The sequence below is a fragment of the Paenarthrobacter aurescens genome (assembly GCF_025421775.1).
In the GTDB taxonomy this organism is placed as follows: domain Bacteria; phylum Actinomycetota; class Actinomycetes; order Actinomycetales; family Micrococcaceae; genus Arthrobacter; species Arthrobacter aurescens_B.
Map to the genome: position 1 here is coordinate 426,271 of NZ_JAOEFX010000001.1, position 18,822 is coordinate 445,092.

Annotated in this window: 15 protein-coding genes; 10 read left to right on the top strand and 5 right to left on the bottom strand. The window is 63.3% G+C overall.

The window, feature by feature from the left end:
- Nucleotides 1–7 precede the first annotated feature (7 nt).
- From N7568_RS02010 to N7568_RS02020, 3 genes are all read left to right on the top strand, one after another.
- Nucleotides 8–412, top strand: coding sequence for a (R)-mandelonitrile lyase (locus N7568_RS02010; RefSeq protein ID WP_261608236.1), 405 nt, complete (start codon nucleotides 8–10; stop codon nucleotides 410–412).
- Nucleotides 413–517: 105 nt separating this feature from the next.
- On the top strand, nucleotides 518–2,254 hold the full coding sequence (locus tag N7568_RS02015) for an acyltransferase (protein ID WP_261608237.1): 1,737 nt from the start codon (nucleotides 518–520) through the stop codon (nucleotides 2,252–2,254).
- 25 nt (nucleotides 2,255–2,279) lie between these two features.
- Complete coding sequence (locus N7568_RS02020) at nucleotides 2,280–4,229, top strand: HNH endonuclease signature motif containing protein (RefSeq protein ID WP_261608238.1); 1,950 nt, start codon at nucleotides 2,280–2,282, stop codon at nucleotides 4,227–4,229.
- Between the two features lie 142 nt (nucleotides 4,230–4,371).
- Here the strand turns inward: N7568_RS02020 and N7568_RS02025 are convergent, their stop codons facing one another.
- The 5 genes from N7568_RS02025 to N7568_RS02045 form a co-directional block, all read right to left on the bottom strand.
- A complete protein-coding gene (locus N7568_RS02025; RefSeq protein WP_261608239.1) occupies nucleotides 4,372–5,625 on the bottom strand; it encodes an RNA polymerase sigma factor in 1,254 nt (417 codons plus the stop codon).
- A 37-nt stretch (nucleotides 5,626–5,662) separates the two neighbouring features.
- Nucleotides 5,663–6,082 carry a YciI family protein gene (locus tag N7568_RS02030; RefSeq protein ID WP_261608240.1) on the bottom strand — a complete coding sequence of 140 codons (420 nt, stop codon included), beginning with the start codon at nucleotides 6,080–6,082 and terminating at the stop codon, nucleotides 5,663–5,665.
- 98 nt (nucleotides 6,083–6,180) lie between these two features.
- Nucleotides 6,181–7,071, bottom strand: a complete 891-nt coding sequence (locus N7568_RS02035; protein WP_261608241.1) for a diacylglycerol/lipid kinase family protein — start codon at nucleotides 7,069–7,071, stop codon at nucleotides 6,181–6,183.
- Between the two features lie 212 nt (nucleotides 7,072–7,283).
- Complete coding sequence (locus tag N7568_RS02040) at nucleotides 7,284–7,856, bottom strand: Clp protease N-terminal domain-containing protein (RefSeq protein WP_261608242.1); 573 nt, start codon at nucleotides 7,854–7,856, stop codon at nucleotides 7,284–7,286.
- Between the two features lie 184 nt (nucleotides 7,857–8,040).
- Nucleotides 8,041–8,991 (bottom strand): 5'-3' exonuclease, encoded by a 951-nt coding sequence (locus tag N7568_RS02045; RefSeq protein WP_261608243.1) that lies wholly within the window; start codon nucleotides 8,989–8,991, stop codon nucleotides 8,041–8,043.
- A 166-nt stretch (nucleotides 8,992–9,157) separates the two neighbouring features.
- Between N7568_RS02045 and N7568_RS02050 the strand changes: the two genes are divergently transcribed.
- The 7 genes from N7568_RS02050 to N7568_RS02080 all read left to right on the top strand — a co-directional run bounded on the left by N7568_RS02050 (nucleotide 9,158) and on the right by N7568_RS02080 (nucleotide 18,784).
- Nucleotides 9,158–11,068, top strand: a complete 1,911-nt coding sequence (locus tag N7568_RS02050) for an FAD-binding monooxygenase (protein WP_261608244.1) — start codon at nucleotides 9,158–9,160, stop codon at nucleotides 11,066–11,068.
- Nucleotides 11,069–11,297: 229 nt separating this feature from the next.
- On the top strand, nucleotides 11,298–12,182 hold the full coding sequence (locus N7568_RS02055) for a MurR/RpiR family transcriptional regulator (RefSeq protein WP_439898954.1): 885 nt from the start codon (nucleotides 11,298–11,300) through the stop codon (nucleotides 12,180–12,182).
- Nucleotides 12,183–12,250: 68 nt separating this feature from the next.
- Nucleotides 12,251–13,156: an NAD(P)-dependent oxidoreductase gene (locus N7568_RS02060; protein WP_261608246.1), complete on the top strand. Its 906-nt coding sequence runs from the start codon at nucleotides 12,251–12,253 to the stop codon at nucleotides 13,154–13,156.
- A 27-nt stretch (nucleotides 13,157–13,183) separates the two neighbouring features.
- Nucleotides 13,184–14,731 carry an aldehyde dehydrogenase family protein gene (locus tag N7568_RS02065; protein ID WP_261608247.1) on the top strand — a complete coding sequence of 516 codons (1,548 nt, stop codon included), beginning with the start codon at nucleotides 13,184–13,186 and terminating at the stop codon, nucleotides 14,729–14,731.
- A gap of 11 nt (nucleotides 14,732–14,742) precedes the next feature.
- Complete coding sequence (locus N7568_RS02070; protein ID WP_261608248.1) at nucleotides 14,743–15,969, top strand: amidohydrolase; 1,227 nt, start codon at nucleotides 14,743–14,745, stop codon at nucleotides 15,967–15,969.
- Nucleotides 15,966–17,336: a DUF3100 domain-containing protein gene (locus N7568_RS02075; protein WP_261608249.1), complete on the top strand. Its 1,371-nt coding sequence runs from the start codon at nucleotides 15,966–15,968 to the stop codon at nucleotides 17,334–17,336. Before N7568_RS02070 ends, N7568_RS02075 begins: the two co-directional genes overlap by 4 nt.
- A gap of 140 nt (nucleotides 17,337–17,476) precedes the next feature.
- Complete coding sequence (locus tag N7568_RS02080) at nucleotides 17,477–18,784, top strand: MFS transporter (RefSeq protein WP_261608250.1); 1,308 nt, start codon at nucleotides 17,477–17,479, stop codon at nucleotides 18,782–18,784.
- Nucleotides 18,785–18,822 lie beyond the last annotated feature (38 nt).

Genomic DNA, 18,822 nt, shown 5'->3' on the forward strand with positions numbered 1-18,822 from the left:
AGGAACCATGGACATTTCTGCCAAGACCACCAGTACCAAAGGACCCGCCGCGCGATTCACAGGCGACGTGTATTTTGACGTTATCGCCAAGGGTGAAGAGCCGTCGCAGCTGCGTGTGAACATCGTTCGATTCGCACCCTGTTCCCGAACTGCGTGGCACACCCACTCCGCAGGGCAGACCCTTCACGTCACTGACGGGGTCTGCTTGGTACAGGCACGCGGCGGTGAGGTCCAGGTGGTCCAGGAAGGCCAAACGATCTACACACCACCAGGTGAATGGTACTGGCATGGCGCTGCGCCGGACCATTTCATGAGCCATCTGGCCATGTGGGAAACCGCCGGGGCAACGGACGGCTCGGAGACGACATGGGGCGAGTTGGTCACCGATGAGGAGTACGGCTACCCGGAGTGATCGAGGCTGATCGTTTTCCGCTGATCTGTTGACCGGTCCAAAGGACCCGCGAATAATAGGGGAAGCGCTTTCCGGCATTTTCACCCCGAACGCGGAGACACCGACGTGAATCCCCAGCACCACCTCAGTTACGACTACTCGCCTTGGACGTTCTGGGGTTCTGCCTCGGACGAAGAGCGCGAAGCGCAGCACGACTACCAAAAGAGCTTCGCTGAACGGGCGGGAGTCAGCATAGGTGATCGCGCGTTCCTGACCCCCTTGGCAAGCGTTGATCCCGACTACCTCGCTCTTGGCGCCGATTCCTTCATCGCCGCCCACGCCTATGTCACCGGGTCCATCACCATGGGCGACGACTGCACCATCAATGCGTTCACCGTGGTTCGAGGCACCATCACCATGGGCGACGGCGTACGGATCGGCGCCCACACCTCCATCCTCGGCTTCAACCACTCGATGGAACCTTCCCAGCCCGTGTTCAAGCAGCCGCTCACGAGTAAGGGCATCAGTATTGGGGACGATGTGTGGATCGGTTCCAATGTGGTGGTCCTTGATGGCGTCACCGTCGGATCGCACGCCGTATTGGCCGCCGGGGCGGTGGTCACCAAGGACGTCCCCGAATGGTCCATAGTGGGCGGGAATCCCGCGCGCCACATCAGGGACAGGCGGGACTCGGCTTCAGCTATTCCGGCCGCTGGAGTTGAGGCAGCGCCCGACGGCGGGTTGTTGGCTGGGTTGGCGGACTTCGCGGACGCAGCCCGCGCCGATGCTTCAGCCATTCTCGCGCGGAGTTGGACGTCTGCAGCCAGCGGCCGCTATGTTGACCGACCGGGTGCTGTTCCTACCGTCAGGGCACACTGCGATGCGATTGAGATCGCGGACCTGTTGTTGGGATCTGTCCCTTCGCAACTGTCGCGGGACGAGCACGTATCGCGGTTGCAGGCTCTCCAGGATCCGGTAACCGGCCTGGCTCCGGAGCTCGGATCCGACACCCGGGTTTATGCGGGTGACCTCTCTTTCGGCACCGGCCCTGCGACGTACCACGTGCTTTCCGTGGGATACGCGTTGGACCTGCTTGGCAGCCGGTTCGAGCATCCTGTCCATGCCGTAGCCGGAATGGATGCGGCAGCGGTCGCTGCTTCGCTGGATGCTCTTCCGTGGCGTAAGGAAGCGTGGGAATCCGGCGCGTGGGTGGATGCTTGGAGCACGGCGGCGTACTGGAACCTTGCACAGGCGCATCCGAACAGCCCGGGTTCCCTTGACGTGTTGTTCGGGTGGCTGCTCACCCACGTCAATCCGGCGGCCGGAACCTGGGGTACGCCCACCGATGACACCCGGCTCAAGGTCGTTAATGGCTACTACCGCCTGACGCGTGGCACGTTCGCGCAATTCGGGTTGCCGGTGCCGCATGTTGAGCGGCTGGTGGACACAGTTCTGGAGCACTCCGTGGACCCCCGCTACTTCGCCCCCGACCGGCAGAATGCATGCAATGTCCTGGATGTCGTCCATCCCTTGTGGCTTGCTTCCAAGCAGACGACGCACCGCAGGGAGGACATGAAAGAGTGGGCAAAGGCGCAACTGAAACACGCCCTGGGTCGGTGGCATCCTGGCGAGGGACTAGCCTTCAGTGCCGCCCCCGGGAGCGGCGACCAGCATCTCCCAACCCTGCAGGGAACCGAAATGTGGCTGGCCATCATCTGGTACCTGGCCGACCTTCTCGATAGTGCCGAAGCACTGGGATACCGGCCCCGTGGCGTCCATCGTCCTGAACCCGCATTGCTGCTGCCCACGCTCCAGGCGGAGGCCGGAGATATCCACATAGCCTCAAAGAGGACTGATAGCTGACGAGCCATCGTGACAGGGTTGAGTCATGGAAAGCATCGGACGGGTTTCGGCACGGCAGGCGGGTTCGCTCCGGGCCGCTGCCCTGCTGCGTGAACGGTCCGGCGGGCCACTCGCCAACTCAGCGCGGCTGGCAGTGTTCGAGAACACGACGGCGGCAGGCACCGTCGTGGATGGCTCCCGGGGCGCTGGGCTGCCTCGCGGATTCAGGTTGCTGACCGGGTCGGTCGAACCCGTGCCAAAAGAGCTGACCTCAGCAAGTAGTGCGCCGGTACTGGATGCTGCGCTTCTTGAGGGTGCCGCGGCCGTAGAAGCCTTACGTTCCATGGTGGCCGCGGAGGCGCGCTTGTTCGGGTTTGTTGAGGCTGCTGATTTTGCCGGCCGGGTGGAGGAGATCTCCCGGTGTGTGGAGTACTTGCAGGTTGTTGCGGCGCAGGCGGTGGAACGGTCCCGGGCGGAAGCTCAGCAAACGGGGCCGGGGCCCTCGGCTGCAGCGCCGGAGTGGCGGACGGGCTGGAGTGAAGCACCGGAAGAGCCAACGAGTGGAACCGGCACGGGCACCCTCGACCGGGCAGCGGCTGGGACGATCAGTCCAAGTCAGGCGGGTGCGGCCGCGGCAGGGACCTTCAGTGCCGCAGCGGCGCAGAGTCCTGCCCGTGCCGCCAGCGGGAAAGGCGCTGAGGGTACTGCCAACCCTGCGGATGATGGGTACCGGAACGCGGCCGAGTTCCTGCGGGCACGGTTGCGGATCGGCATCGGTGAAGCCCGGCGCAGGCTCGCCCTCGCCGCCGACATCCTCCCCCAGACGGGCATGACCGGACAGGAAATCCCCGCCCGCCGCGAACTGCTCGCCGAAGCGGTTGGTTCCGCGTTGGTGCCCTCCCGGTCCGCGACCATCATCAGCACCGCCCTGGACAAAGTCCGGCACCTCACCGACGAAGACACCATCACCCGGATGGAACACGCCCTGACCACCACCGCCGTGGAGACCGACCCGGACTTCGTCACCACAATGGCCAAACGCTGGGCCGACAGGATCGACCAAGACGGCCCCGAACCCTCCGAAGAAATCCTCCGCCAATTCCAAGGCGCGTTCCTCCGCCGCCGACGCCGCCACGGACTCCACCACCTCGAAATCTTCGCCACCGACGAACAATACGAAACCCTCATCACCGCCATGAACGCCGCCACCAACCCCCGCCTCACCACCCACCAGCACGAGACGAACACCGTAACCGGGACTGCCAGCCCGGACCTGGACCGCCGCACCCGGCCCCAGAAACACCTCAACGGCCTCACCGGCGCCTGCAGCGTCGCGATGAGCACCGGAAAACTGCCCTCCAACGGCGGACTCCGACCCCAACTCACCGTCACCATCGACCACCGCGACCTCTTCGAACACCTCACCCGCACTCAACTCCCAGACACCGACACAACCCGGAACCCCCTCCACCAGCCAGGCAACACCGGCGATGCCCGGAACCCCCTCAGCACAGGCACCGCGACGTTCACCGGCCCGATCCACCCTGACACCATCCGCAAAATCGCCTGCGACGCCGACATCATCCCCGTCCTGCTCGGCAGCGACTCCCGGATCCTGGACATCGGCCGGACCACCCGGATCTTCCCACCCCACATCCGCAAAGCCATCACCGCCCGCGACGGCGGCTGCGCCTTCCCCGACTGCACCATCCCCGCACCCTGGTGCGAAGCACACCACACCACCTACTGGTCCCACGGCGGCACCACCTCAACCAACAACGGCACCCTGCTCTGCAGCCACCACCACCACCTCATCCACAAAGAACAATGGCGCATCAACATGACAACAGGCGTCCCCTGGTTCATCCCCCCACCCCACCTCGACCCAAACCAAACACCCCGACGCAACCACCACCACACACCCCACAGAACTTTTCAGCGCCCACAATGGGACTCGGTCATCACCCCTGTCGGGATTGGGTTAGGGAAGGCATAGGCCCGGTTCGCGGCCCGGGTGCGCGGGACACAACCCCTCTCACGGAGTCCGGAAGGTGTGCGAACTCAAGCACCATGCCTCAGATCACGGCGCCTCAGATGACGGCGCCTCAGATCACGGCGCCTCAGACACTGACCTCGGACTATTCGTCTGCGAGCTCAGCGATCTTCCGCTCCAGCGCAATCCGTTCGGCGGCGTTCGAGCACAGGTCAAGTGCTTCCAGCAGGGCTTCCTTGGCCTCCGTGTGACGACCCAACCTGGTAAGGAGTTCACCTCGTACTGTCGGCAGCAGATGGGAGCCTCTCAACTCACCACGGCTCGCCAAGCTATCCACCAGCTGCAATCCGGCCAACGGACCCGACACCATCGCCACAGCTACAGCACGATTCAGTTCAATGACGGGCGATGGAGTCAACCGTCCCAAGGCCTCGTAAAGGATCACTATCCATTGCCAATCAGTCTCAGCCGCCGCCCGCGCCACCGCATGGCATTCCGCAATGGAGGCCTGCAATCCATAGGCGCCGAGACCGCGGCCGGCGGCCACCGCCGTCGATAGTGCCGCCCTGCCCCGGCGTATGGCGGACTTGTCCCACCGCCGTCGATCCTGGTCTTCCAGGAGGACTGGCCGTCCATTAGCGTCGAGCCTGGCAGGAAAGCGGGCGGCCGTGAGTTCCATCAGCGCCAAGAGGCTGAACACTTCGGGCTCCGGTGTCAGCCGGACCAGCACACGGGCGAGCCGGCGTGCCTCATTGGCAAGTTCCAGGCGCATCCACGAGTCACCCGCGGAAGCGAAGGATCCCTCCGTGAAAATCAGGTAGACCACCTGCAAAACGGAACCGAGCCGCGCCGGGATTTCCTGTGGGTCCGGCACGGCAAACGGAATGCGGGCCGCTGCCAGAGTCTTCTTGGCACGCGTGATGCGGGCCTGGATGGTTGGAACGGGGACCAAAAAAGCCTTGGCGATCTCCTCCGTACCCATGCCGCCCACAACCCTTAGCGTCAAGGCGATCCGTGCTTCCTTGGACAACACCGGATGGCAGGAAATGAACATCAGTGCCAGAACGTCGTCGTTGATCGAGTCTGGACTAAACAAGGTGTCCACACCCGGTTCTTCCTCGGACAGATCGCGGGCCAGCAGGGCGTACTTTTCGTCGCGTACGGCACGCCGCCGGAATGAATCGATCGCCCGACGCCGCCCGGCAGTCAGGAGCCAACCCGCCGGCTCCGTAGGGACGCCGCTGACAGACCAGGACACGAGTGCCTCTGCGAGGGCTTCCTGCGCCAGGTCCTCTGCCAGGGTGAAGTCGCCGGTGTAGCGGGCAAGGGCGCCGACGATGCGGGCGGATTCACTGCGCCACACCGCTTCGACGGCGTCCCTTGCCTCATTGCTGCTCACGCCAGTGGCTGTTGACCGGAGTTTCCGTTGGCGGACCTCAGAGCTGGCCGGTCTGCTCGCGCCATGCGCGTTCCTTCTGGATCCATTCGTTGTCCTGCGGGAATTCATCAATGCTGGCGACGCGTCGGATTTCGGTCTTCGTACCTTCGGTCATGGGGGCCCGCTTGGCCCATTCGATTGCTTCCTGCTGGGATGCGACGTCCAGGATGTAGAAACCGCCGAACAGTTCCTTAGTCTCGCCGTAAGGTCCGTCCGTGACGACCGGGGTGTCACCGGTGAAGTCCACCACGACGCCATCCTTCGCGTCGTCGAGGCCTTCAGCGGCCAAGAGGACTCCTGCCCGAATCAGTTCGTCGTTGAATTTGCCCATGGCGTCGAGGATTTCGTTGAAGTCGATGTTCTCGAACTTGGCGTAGGAAGCGTCGTCTGCCCGCATGATCAGCATGTATTTCGCCATTTCACTCAATCTCCTGTGTCGTGGAAAGCCGCCCTTCGACTTTCTCATCCATAGGTCGAACAGCGCGAGCAATAATCGACACGGTGCCAAACAATTTTTTACCCAATGGTGGCAAGCGCCTGATGGACTGATTCGACCTCGATGTGTGCCCGCGAACCTAAGTTCACCACCTCGCCGTCGATCTGGAGAGGAACGGGATCTACGGTGGTGAAGGCATAACGCCCCACACTCTGCTGAGCGCCAAGTCCCACTGTCACAGCCCGCAGTGCCATAAGGGCTATGCGCCACCGTTTGGCATGCGGCAATCCGATGACCTCAAACTTGCCGTCGTTGGGTTCGCCCGTTTCGCTGATGCGGCCGTACTTGGCAATGCCGGGGATGTTGGCCAGGATCAAGCTGTCGAACCTGGCACGTGCCCCGTCGGGTCGGGAAAGTTCGAAGGGCACGAGCCCCGAGAAGGTGCGGGCAACCGAGACCAGTTCGCTGAAAGTTCCTTTGGTGCCTTGTTCAATGCCGATTGCCATGGCCGGTGTCAGGCCGAATCCCACGTAGGAGTGGGCGTAGCGTGACCACGACTCCGGGCCGTCCTCGACGCTCAACCTCAGTAGGTCGATCCGCCGGACCTGACCAGCGATGATCGCGTCGATCAGGGGTTCCCGGCGTGTGCTTCTGGAGTGGTCGTTGGCGTTTCCCCTAGGAAGAACCGCGCACACGGCAGTTCCGCCGGCGTCCATGACCCCGTTAACGACGTCGTTGTAACCGCCATCGCCGCTCACGGACACGATCAAAGGCGTACCCACGGAGGCCGCCCCGGAGGCCAGGGTTCTGCCGTGGCCCGGGTACTCAGTCCTGAGCGCTGTGACTGGCATCCCCGGCAGTCGTTGGTGCAGTTCTTCACGCAGTTGGGCGGCTGCGTCCCCTGAACCATGGCTGCTTGCCGGATTAAAGAGCAGGACCAAGCGGTCATATTGGAGGGGAAGAACAGTCATAGCCATGCACCTGCATCGTTGCATGACAATCCAAACCTACCCATACCCCATGGTAAGGACTCCACCATCACCGGAAGGACTTCTCCTGGTACGGGCCGCCCTGGCTGCCGGACAAATCGTCCAGGCCCATGGCCTGATCGCAGAGTAGAAGGATCCCCCGGGCGCACCCAGGGGATCCTCCTGCTCCTTGGAATGGTTTTGCAGGGGTGCCGTTACCGGCCGCCCCCTCCGATGACCCCGGCTTCAACAGCCTTGGTCACGGCGTCGGCTTCCGCTTGTGTGAGCTTGCCGTCCGTGACCGCCTTGTCGAGTTTGGTCTTCAGCGCAGCGGCACGTTCCTCCTGGGCCGTGGCGCGGATTTCTTCCAAGGCCGAGGTGACTTTGGCTTCGTCGACGCCCAAAGCTTCAGCCAGCGACTTGGCCAGTGCGGCGTCCTGCGCCGTACGGTCCGGCTTGCTGCCTTCCATTCCTTCGGTGGGTGGTGTGGTTGGTTTGTTGGCCTCACGGAATGCCTTCAAGGCTTCGGTCACCTTTGCCTCGTCAACACCCAACTTGGTGGCCAACTCCGCGGCGATCTGGCCACCCCCAGGCCCGTGTCCGTGGGCACCGGGCCTTCCACCCCGGTCCGGTGGAGTGGCCGTGTCCGGAGTGGCCGAGTCCGCAGAGGACGTGGCACTCGGCGTCGGTGTGGTGGCGGCAGTTGCAATGCTGGTGGCACCGAGTCCTGCACCCAAGGCCAGGGCCCCGGCTGCTACGCCCAGCGTGATTCTCTTGGTCTTCGACATGTACCTCTCCTCAATTAGCCGTTGATACGGCTGGTGTCTGAGGGACGGGCCAATGTGCCGTCCTCTTAACACGATGAGAGGCCAACCACAGCCCACGCTGTTCCGAACCTGTCATTCGGCTGTGAAAGCAAAGCGGAGCCTGTGAGCGTCCCAGCTGGCCTTGAAGTTCAGCCGGCCCCGAAGTTCAGACGGCCCGGTCCAAGGCGTCCAACAAACGTTTGACAGAACCGCCCAGGTTCCAATCCGAGGCCAACTGCTCAAGCTCTGCCCGCGCCGCGCCGGTGACGGGGCGAAGTTCAGCACCCGCTTCTTCCAGAGTGGGCACTTTAAGGTCCCGCACCACCTCGACGACGGCGGGCGCCACCTTCAGGTAGTCGGCCGCGGCTGAGAGTTTGGCCTGGATGGAAGCCGATATCCCACCATCGGGATCCTTGGCCGCCTCAAGCAGGCCATCCAACGAGCCGTGCTGACCCAGCAAGGACGCCGCGGTTTTCTCGCCGATCCCAGCCACGCCCGGTAGCCCGTCCGAGGCGTCGCCCCGGAGAGTCGCAAAGTCGGCGTACTGCTGGGGCAGCACACGGTATTTCCCTACAACGACCACATCGGTGACGACTTCGAGATTTTTCATACCGCGGGCGGTGTAGATGACCCGGACTGCTCGTTGGTCATCGACGAGTTGGAAGAGGTCCCGGTCACCGGTGACCACGTCCGTGGGGAGCTGTGCCTGACTCGCGTACGTACCCACGACGTCGTCGGCTTCGTGCTCGTCGACGCCCACCACAGCTATCCCGGCGAGGTCCAGCACGCGGCGGATCATGGGGATCTGGGCTTCCAGCGGATCAGGAACAACCTCGACGTCGGGTCCGTCCTGAACGATCTCGGCCACTCTGTGCGACTTGTAGCTGGGGATCAGATCTACCCGCCATTGTGGCCGCCAATCGTTGTCCCAACACGCGACGAGGTGCGTGGCCTCGTACTCGGTGGTGAGACGCGCGATCATGTCCATCAGGCCGCGAACGGCGTTGACCGGCGTGCCATCAGGGCGGCGGATGGAATCCGGAACGCCGTAGAAGGCTCGGAAATACAACGAGGCTGTGTCCAGGAGCATCAGGCGAGGCATACCTGATCCTGACATGACAGTGGTCCTTTCCGAAGCAACCGGGACGTATTCAGGACGAACCGGTTGAGGACTTGATCACCACTGTGAGCCGCATTACGATTGACTGAGCGATAATAGAACATGGTGTTCTATTATCGAACAACTTGGCGAATGACAGCCCACAAAGAAGTGAGGAAAGCCCGTGCAGTTCCATCATCACGGTTACGTATCCGGTGACCCGCGAGTCGAACCGGCCGCCGGCGTCGGGATCAACAGACCAGCCGAACTCCCGGACGAGGTTGACGTCCTCATCGTGGGCAGTGGCCCCGCCGGCATGCTGACCGCAGCGCAGCTTGCCCAGTTCCCGGGCGTCACCACGAGGATCGTTGAGCGGCGCCCCGGCAGGCTCGCCATTGGTCAGGCCGACGGCATCCAAGCCCGCAGCGTCGAGACATTCCAGGCCTTTGGCTTTGCTGAGCGCATCATCGCGGAGGCGTACCGCATCACCGAGATGGCCTTCTGGAAGCCGGACCCCGCAGACCACTCCCGCATTGTCCGGGCCGCCCGCGCAGTGGATGACCCTGCGGGGATCAGCGAGTTCCCCCACCTGATCGTGAACCAGGCCCGCGTCCTGGACTATTTCGCCGAGTTCATGGCCAACTCCCCCACGCGAATGACACCGGACTACGGTTACGAATTCCTTGGCCTCCAGCACACCGGCGAAGGCGAATATCCGGTGGCGGTCACTCTCGGTCACACGTCCGGGCCCAATGAAGGCCGGCAACGTGTCATCCACGCCAAGTATGTGGTTGGCGCCGATGGCGCGCGCAGCAAGGTCCGCGAATCGATCGGCTGCCACCTCGCGGGCGACCAGGCCAACCACGCCTGGGGGGTCATGGACGTCCTGGCCGTCACCGATTTCCCGGACATTCGCACCAAATGCGCCATCCAGTCCGGAACCGGAGGCAGCATCCTGTTGATCCCCCGCGAAGGCGGGCACCTGTTCCGCATGTACGTGGACCTTGGCGAAGTTCACCCCGATGACAAGGGCGCGGTACGGAAAACCACGATCGAACAGATCATCCAGAAGGCCAATGACATCCTCCACCCGTACACGTTGGACGTACGCAATGTTGCGTGGCACAGCGTTTACGAGGTGGGTCACCGGCTCACGGACAGGTTCGACGACGTCCTGCCGGAGGAGCGCGGGACGCGCACGCCACGGGTGTTCATTACCGGGGACGCGTGCCACACCCACAGCGCGAAGGCTGGCCAGGGCATGAACGTTTCGATGCAGGACGGTTTCAATATCGGTTGGAAGCTGGGACACGTCCTTGAAGGCCGCAGCCCCGAGTCCTTGCTCGACACGTACTCGGCCGAAAGGCAGGTTGTGGCGAAGAACCTCATCGACTTCGACAAGCAGTGGTCAACGCTGATGGCCAAGAAACCTGAGGAATTCGAAGACCCCGCAGAACTGGAAACCTTCTACACCAGCACCGCCGAGTTCCCCGCGGGCTTCATGACCCAATACACCCCTTCCCTGATCATCGCCGGCGCGCGGCACCAAGAGCTCGCCACCGGCTTCCCCGTGGGTAAGCGCTTCAAATCCGCACCCGTCCAGAGGGTTTGCGACACCAACCCCATGCACCTCGGGCACCATGCCAAAGCCGATGGCCGCTGGCGCATCTACGTCTTCGCCGACGCCGCGCCGGCAGGCGCTGAAGGCCCCGTTGCCGACTTTGCCGGGTGGATCGCGAACTCGCCGGATTCGCCGCTGGCCGCGACGCCGTCGGACGCTGACCGCGACGCCTGGTTCGACGTGAAGGTGATCTACCAGCAGGACCACACCAACGTGGACATCAACGCCGTTCCAGCGGCGTTCAAACCCACGGTTGGACCCTTCAAACTCACCTACCTGGAAAAGGTGTTCGGCACCGACCCCACCAACGACATCTTCGACCTGCGCGGCCTCAGCCGCGACGGCGTTGTCGTGGTCGTCCGGCCGGACCAGTACGTCGCCAACGTCCTGCCCTTGACTGCGACGGCGGAACTTGGCGAGTTCTTCAGCCCGCTCTTGGCGGCCCGTCCGGCTGCTGGACTCATTGAGGCGTAGAACCATTCAGGCGTAGAACCATTCGGGCATAGAGCTGTAAGTAGCTGCCGGTGGGCCATGCGGCCCGCCGGCAGCTGTCGTTTTGGAGGGCTTTCCAGGGCTTCGTCCATACCCCCGCGAAGTTTTACATCCCTGTAACGCAAAACACTAGAAGCAAACGAAATTGCAGAGTATCTTTATTGCAATGCAGTTTGCAGAGTGATGTGCGTTACAAGGAGAGCCAGTGAAGATCAGCGAAGACGCGGCGGAAACCGTCCCCGCGGCAAAGGAATCCCTGGATCATGCGTGGCTGGGCGATGCCTTGCCGGACGTCCGCCTGTCCAAGTCGCAGGCACGGGTAGTCGAAGTCATCGCCCGCAATCCGCAGCTCTCCTCCTATGCCGACATCGCAGAGATCGCCCAACGGTCGGACGTGAACAACTCCACCGTTGTACGTACCGCGCAACGACTCGGCTACCGAGGCTGGCCGGACCTGCAACGCGAGCTCCGCTCCCGCTACTTGGTGATGATCTCCACCGAAGACACACTGATCGAACATGGTGAGCACCGCAGCCCCCTCCACGACGCCCTGAACCACGACATCGAGAATCTCCGGTTGACTCTCGACTCCAACACCGCCGAGGACGTCGAGGCGGCCATCGCCGCCCTGGCATCAGCCAAGTCCATCACCACCATCGGTATCGGTTCCTTCGCCGGGCCGGCAAGCGTCATGGCCCACCTGGGTTCGACCATGGGATACCCCATCACCCTGGAGAACCGCGGCGGCGTCCACCTCGCGTCCGCTGCCAACAGCCTCGGCCCGGGCGATGTCCTGGTGGTGGTCAACATGTGGCGATCCGTCCAGCAGATCATCGTCACTGCCGAGGCTGCCAAGCAATCAGGAGCAACCGTTGTGGCTATCAGCGATATGCGCAGGGGGCGCCTCGCCGCAGCCGCGGACCACTTGCTGATTGTCGCTTCGGAAGGCATCTCCTTCTTTCAGTCAGTCACCGCCGCAAACTCCATGGTCTATGGACTATTGGCCGGCATGGAAGCCGCCCATCCGGAACGCAGCCGCGCTGCCATCCGACGGACCCAGCAGCTCTGGAAAGACCTCGACATCTACCTGGACTGACGCCCGCCTGACCACGTCGCAACTCATTTCCACCCAAGCCCCAACACTTCCCCATCAAGGAGTACCTCATGAGCAACAATCGTCGCGTCGCCGTCATAGGCCTTGGATCCATGGGAGGGGCAATGGCCTCCACCCTGCACCGCGCAGGCTGGGACGTCACCGGCTTCGATCCTTCCGAAGCCGCACGTGATGCGGCGGCCCTGACTGGCATTTCCACAACGGCCGACGTGAAGGAACTGGCCGGAACCCCGTATGCCGTCCTGTCCCTGCCATCCGCCAAGATCGTTGAGGCGACAGTTCCGGTACTCCTCTCAGCTCCCGGAACCATCGCGATCGTTGACACCACAACCTCCGAGCCCGGAACCAGCAAATCCATGGCAGCCGTGGCGGAAGCCAGCGGCGCGGCCTTTCTGGACGCCCCGGTTTCCGGCGGACGGGACGGCGCGTCAACCGGCAGCCTGAGCGCGTTTGTCGGAGCAACCGAGGGTGCGTTGACGGCTGGGCAGCCTGTCCTGGAAGCACTGACGGGCGGCAAGTACGCCCACATCGGCGGCCCCGGAAGCGGCAATGTGGTCAAACTGCTGAACAACGTGCTCGCCGCCGCGAACCTGGTCTCCGTGGGGGAAGCCCTTGGTGTGGCGAAGGCTTATGGCATAGACCCGGCTGTTGCAGCGGCGAGTATCAGCAATGCCTCTGGCGGCAGCAAGGTCTCAGCGGCCATGTACCCCAACTGGGTCCTGTCCGGCACCCACGATTCCGGTTTCTCCTTGGGCTTGATGGCCCGTGACGCCGCCTTGGCCATCGAGGTTGCCCGTCAGATTGGCGAACAGCCGGAACTCCTGGCTGCGGCAGCCAGCCAGTGGCAGGACGCACTGGCCGCCCTGGGACCGGCCGCGGACTTCACCGAAATCGCCAGGACCGTGGCGCCAGCGGTGACTCCGGCCGGCGCCCCGAACAATACCCACGTTGCGTAAGCACGCCCCGGAAGACAAGGACACACTTTGAGCATCATCACAGCCCCAACGGAATCCTCCACGGAGACTGCCCGGACAGTCCTGGACTCAGCCTTTCCTTTGGGTCTGGGCGCCTTCATGGACGGCAAGGTAGTCCCTGGCTCAGGGAGCACCATTACCCTCACCTCCGCGGCCACCGGCGCACCCTTCGCAGGGTACGCCGATCCGGGTGCAGAGGGTGCCAACGCCATTCTTGAGAGTTCCCTCCGCGGCTCTGCGGCCTGGGGAAAGTTGAACGGCTTCGAGCGCGCTGCCATCCTTCGCAACGTCAGCAAGGTGGTTGAATCCCACATTGAGGAACTGGCGATTCTTGAATCGGCCACCACCGGCAAGCCCATCCGCGATGCCCGCGTCGAAGCAGCAAAGGTTGCTGAAATGTTCGGCTATTACTCGGGCTGGGCAGACAAGCTGACGGGCCAAACCATACCCGTACCCGGTCCGTGGCATACGTACACGGAACGGGTTCCTTGGGGCGTGGTCGTCGCAATTACGCCCTGGAACGCACCGCTGTTCACTGCCGGGTGGAACTCGGCAGCCCCCCTGGCGGCAGGCAACGCCGTGATCATCAAACCGAGCGAATTCACGCCCGCCACCACCGTTCGGCTCGCCCAGCTTGCCCACGAAGCAGGGCTTCCCGACGGCGTCTTCAATGTCGCCACCGGGCTGGGACAGACCGTGGGGTCAACCCTCACAAAGGATCAACGCATTGGGAAAGTCAGTTTCATCGGTTCAGTGCCCACAGGGCGCCGTGTTGCGATGGCTGCGGCGGAAGCCGGAATTCCAGCGCTCCTGGAGTTGGGTGGCAAGAGCGCCAACATTGTCTTCGCCGATGCAGACCTGGAGCGGGCTGCCGACGGCGCGATCTCTGCGATCTTCTCGGGAGCCGGCCAATCCTGCGTAGCAGGCTCCCGCCTGCTCGTGGAACGCAGCGTCCACGCCCGGTTCATAGAACTGGTAGCCGACCGCGCTGCCCGGCTCCGGGTCGGAGACCCGCTCAACACCGAGACCGAGGTTGGGCCAATCATTACGGCCCCCCAGTTCGCCACCGTGACCTCGCTGATTGAGGCCGGAATGAACGACGGCGGCCGCCGCGTTACCGGCGCGGCCCTGCCGGAGGCTTTGGCTGGGTCAGCCTTGGCCGGCGGCCATTGGGTCATGCCTACGCTGTTGGACGGCGTTACCCCTGCAAACCGACTGGAAACCACCGAAGTCTTTGGTCCTGTTGTGGGCGCCGATGCCTTCGATACGGAGGCCGAAGCCATCGCCCGGGCCAATAACACCAACTTCGGCCTGGCCGGCGCCGTGTGGACATCGGACATTTCCCGCGCGCACCACATCGCCCGCGAAGTGAAGGCCGGGACGTTCTGGATCAACTCGTACAAGACCATCCATGTTGCCGTCCCCTTCGGTGGTTTCGGAGATTCGGGACACGGCCGGTCTTCCGGTCCAGGCGTCCTGGACGAATACACACAGACCAAGGCGGTATGGGTGCCGACGCGGGCAGCCGGATCCCCCTTCCCGTCCCTGTCCTACTAGCAGGAATGATCATGGAAATCACCAACAAAACCTCATCAGCGGATGCCTTGCGCCCAGCCCTGAAAGAAGGCGTCGCCACATGGAAGCCCAGGGTGCAGGCCCTCTCGGAGGACCTGCACGCCCATCCCGAAATCTCCTTCGAGGAAGTCCGGGCGGCTCAGGCCATCACCTCGTTGTTGGCCGAGGGGGGCTTCGATGTCACCAAGGGAACGGCCGAACTTCCCACGGCTTTCACGGCCACCGCCGGAACAGGCGACCTCGTTGTGGCTCTGTGTGTGGAATACGATGCCCTGCCATCGGTGGGCCATGCATGCGGGCACAACCTCATCGCCGGGGCTTCAGTGGCTGCAGCCTTGGCATTGCTCCCCTACGTGGACGAGCTCGGCATTACCTTGAAGGCCATCGGCACACCGGCGGAGGAGCATGGCGGCGGCAAGGTATTGATGCTGGAGCGTGGAGCCTTTGACGGCGTTGGCCTGGCGTTGATGGTTCATCCTGTCCAGGACGGCATTACGTACAATCCTGCCGGAACCACAGCCCAGGCCGTGGGCCGGTACGAGGCCGTCTTTACGGGCAAGGCTGCCCACGCTGCGGCAGCCCCACATATGGGTGTCAATGCCGGGGATGCGGCCGTGCTGAGCCAAGTGGCCATTGGTTTGCTCAGGCAGCAGATACCGGGCGACCACCGAGTCGCCTGCTACGTGGCCGAGGCCGGCCACGTCACCAACATCATCCCGGATCACGCCGTGGTGCCGTTCGAATGCCGGGCCTTCACGCTCCCGGAGTATGAAGCGCTGCTGGAGCGCGTGAAGCATTGCTTTGAAGGCGCGGCCCTTGCCACGGGAACCACCTTGGAAATCACGGCAGCGGAGCCTTTGTACGAACCGCTGGTCCAGGACGCAGAACTTGCCGGCCATTGGACGGAAGCAATGGATGCCTTCGGCAAGGACACCTCGCCGGCAGCGGGCATGGGTGGCGGTTCCACGGACATGGGCAACATCTCCCAGGTGATTCCGTCCCTTCATCCCTGGCTCAGCATTCCCGGAGCAAATGTCCCCATCCATTCGCACAGCTTCGCAGCCCTTGCAAACACTCCCCAGGCGTACGCCGTGATGTTCGAGGCAGCCACAGCGCTGGCTTGGACAGTGGCGGGCGCCGCAACCAATCCCCAGCAGAGAGAACGCTTCGTCCAGGCGGCCTACCGCCGCGAAGCCCTGACCCAGGAAGCAACATCATGAGCACCAGCACCGAAACCGCGCGGACGGACAAGGCCGGCACCCGGCTTACTCTTCCTATTGCCGCGCTGGCGTTTGTTATCGCCCTCGCGGTTCAGTTCATCGGCCAGGCCAAGATTGACCTCGGCATTGGCGCCATCATCATTTTCCCGATGGTTTGGGGACTGATCCTTGGACTACTCGTCTCGATCCAGAAGTTCAAGCCGCTGGGCCTGGACCTTCAGCGTGTGGCTGCGGCCCTCGTGGGCGTGGCGGTCCTGCTCCTGGTGGCCCGGCTGGCCTTCAATATCGGCCCAAGCCTGCCCAGCCTCATCAAGGCCGGCCCGGCACTCCTCCTGCAGGAAGTGGGCCACTTGCTCGGAACCATCGTCCTGGCGCTTCCGCTCGCTGTGCTTCTGCGCATGGGAAAGGCAACCGTCGGCGCCACGTTTTCCTTGGACCGTGAACCTTCCTTTGCCATGGTTTCGGAGAAGTACGGCCCCGATTCGGACCAATACCGCGGCGTACTTGCCATGTACGTCTTCGGGACGCTCTTCGGCGCCATCTTCATCACACTGCTGACCTCCTTGGTGGCCAACTGGAAGATCTTCGATCCCCTGGCCCTGGCCATGGGCGCGGGCGTGGGCTCGGGCTCCATGATGGCCGCTTCGGCCGCTAGCATCATCGCTGCGTACCCCGCGGACCAGGAAGCCATTCTGGGCATGGCCGCCGTGTCCAACCTCATCACCACCATCCTGGGCGTGTACGTGGGCATTTACATCGCTCTGCCCGTTGCTGACCGCTTCTACAAAGTGCTCACCCGCAACAAGGAAGCGCAGAAAGTGGATGCCTCCACGGCCCCCCAGGTGCGCACTGCGGCAGAGCTGGAGCAGGACGAAGTCCAGGCCGAGGAGAACCGACGCTTCCGCGAGGAAGTTGCCAAGTCCTCCGCCGCCATGACATTGCCGCTGTGGCTTTCGCTGTCCGTGCTGACGGTGTTGGGCGTGGGTACGGCAGCGGTGGCAGCCAAAGGCCTGAGCCTGTCCATCCTTGCCGGCTACGGCATCATGTTGGCCCTGGTCCTCGTCAGCCTGCTCCTGGCAAAGATCACCAAAAAAATCTCGGCGATCGTGTTCATCACCACCATCGGAGCATACATTTCCAGCCCTTGGTTCTTTGGGGCCGGCGTCCTGAACGAGGCAGTCAAGACCGTGGACTTCCTCTCAATCGCCACGGTGATGCTGACCCTCGCCGGTCTCTCTCTTGGCAAGGACATTCCGTTGTTGCGGAACATCGGCTGGAAGATCATTCCGGTGGGCCTCGTGGCCATCACGGCCTCCTTCCTTCTCTCGACCGTGATCGCCGAGTTCGCCCTGGGGCTCTGGCACTAGCAGCATCCAGGAACCGTGGACGGGCGTGCTTCCCTACCGGGGAGCATGCCCGTCCGTGCGTTCGGCGGCTTCCGCAAGGGGCGGGCCGCCCTGGCAAGGGCCGCTCTGGCAAAGGGCGGGAATCGGGATGACAATGAGTTGTGGTCCCTCCTCGCACCGCCGGGGGCGGCGACACGCTGAATGACGCCGCCCGCAGGATCCAGCGCGTCTACCTCACCCTGACGCTGGGCAATACCGTTGCGGCGTCCTTCATCTGGGGCATCAACACCCTATTCCTGCTGGATGCCGGCCTGAACAACCTGGAAGCTTTCGCCGCCAATGCTTTCTTCACTGCCGGCATGGTTCTTTTTGAGGTTCCCACGGGCGTGATTGCCGACGGTTGGGGCCGGCGCACGTCGTTCCTGCTGGGCACGGTGACCCTTGCAGTGTCCACATATCTTTACTACGTGATGTGGCAGATCTCCGCTCCGTTCTGGATGTGGGCCGCAGTATCTGTCCTCCTGGGCCTCGGTTTCACATTTTTCTCCGGGGCTGTTGAGGCATGGCTGGTTGATGCCTTGCGCTTCTCGGGCTACCAGGGCGGACTGGAGCCAGTGCTTGGCCGCGGTCAGATGGTGCAGGGCGTGGCAATGCTGGTGGGCTCAGTGGCCGGTGGCGTCATCGCCCAAGCCACCAATCTTGGCGTTCCATTCCTCCTGCGCGTGGCGGTATTGCTCGCCATGTTTGCTGTCGCCTTTGGGCTGATGCACGACGTCGGCTTTACTCCCGAGCGTTCGCCGCGTCCTCTCCGTGCCGTCCGTACAGTGCTGACCGCCTCGATCGACAACGGTTTGAAAAACCCGCCCGTGCGCTATGTCATGATGGCCGCCCCCTTCAGTGCCGGCGTCGGGATCTATGTCTTCTACGCGCTGCAGCCTTATCTGCTTGATCTGTTCGGCGACCCCAAGGCATACTCCATCGCGGGCTTGGCCGCAGCAATCGTCGCGGGCTCGCAAATCCTTGGAGGCTGGCTCGCCCCACACGCCCGGCAACTGTTCCACAAGCGCACGTCGGTACTGATCCTTGCAGGATTGGTTGGCGGCGTGATCCTGCTGGTCCTGGGAGTTATTCACCTCTTCTGGGTGGCACTGGTTCTGCTGGCACTCTGGGCCGTAGTGGGTTCTGCAGCCACTCCGGTCCGGCAGGCGTATGTGAACGACATGATCCCATCAAAGCAGCGGGCCACGGTGCTGAGTTTCGATTCGCTGATGGGTTCCAGCGGTGGCGTGGTCATCCAGCCGCTCCTGGGCCGGGGAGCTGACCTCTACGGCTATCCAGCATCCTTGGCCGTTGCGGGTGTCATCGAGCTCATCGCAGTGCCGTTCCTGCTTGCCAGCCGGAAGCAGGACGCCACGGCCGACCGGGCCAGCACAGCCGAAACCGAACCCGACACGGAGTCCCTGCCATGAGCCTCGTGTTCACCGGCAGCCAGTGAACTGCCGGCTTA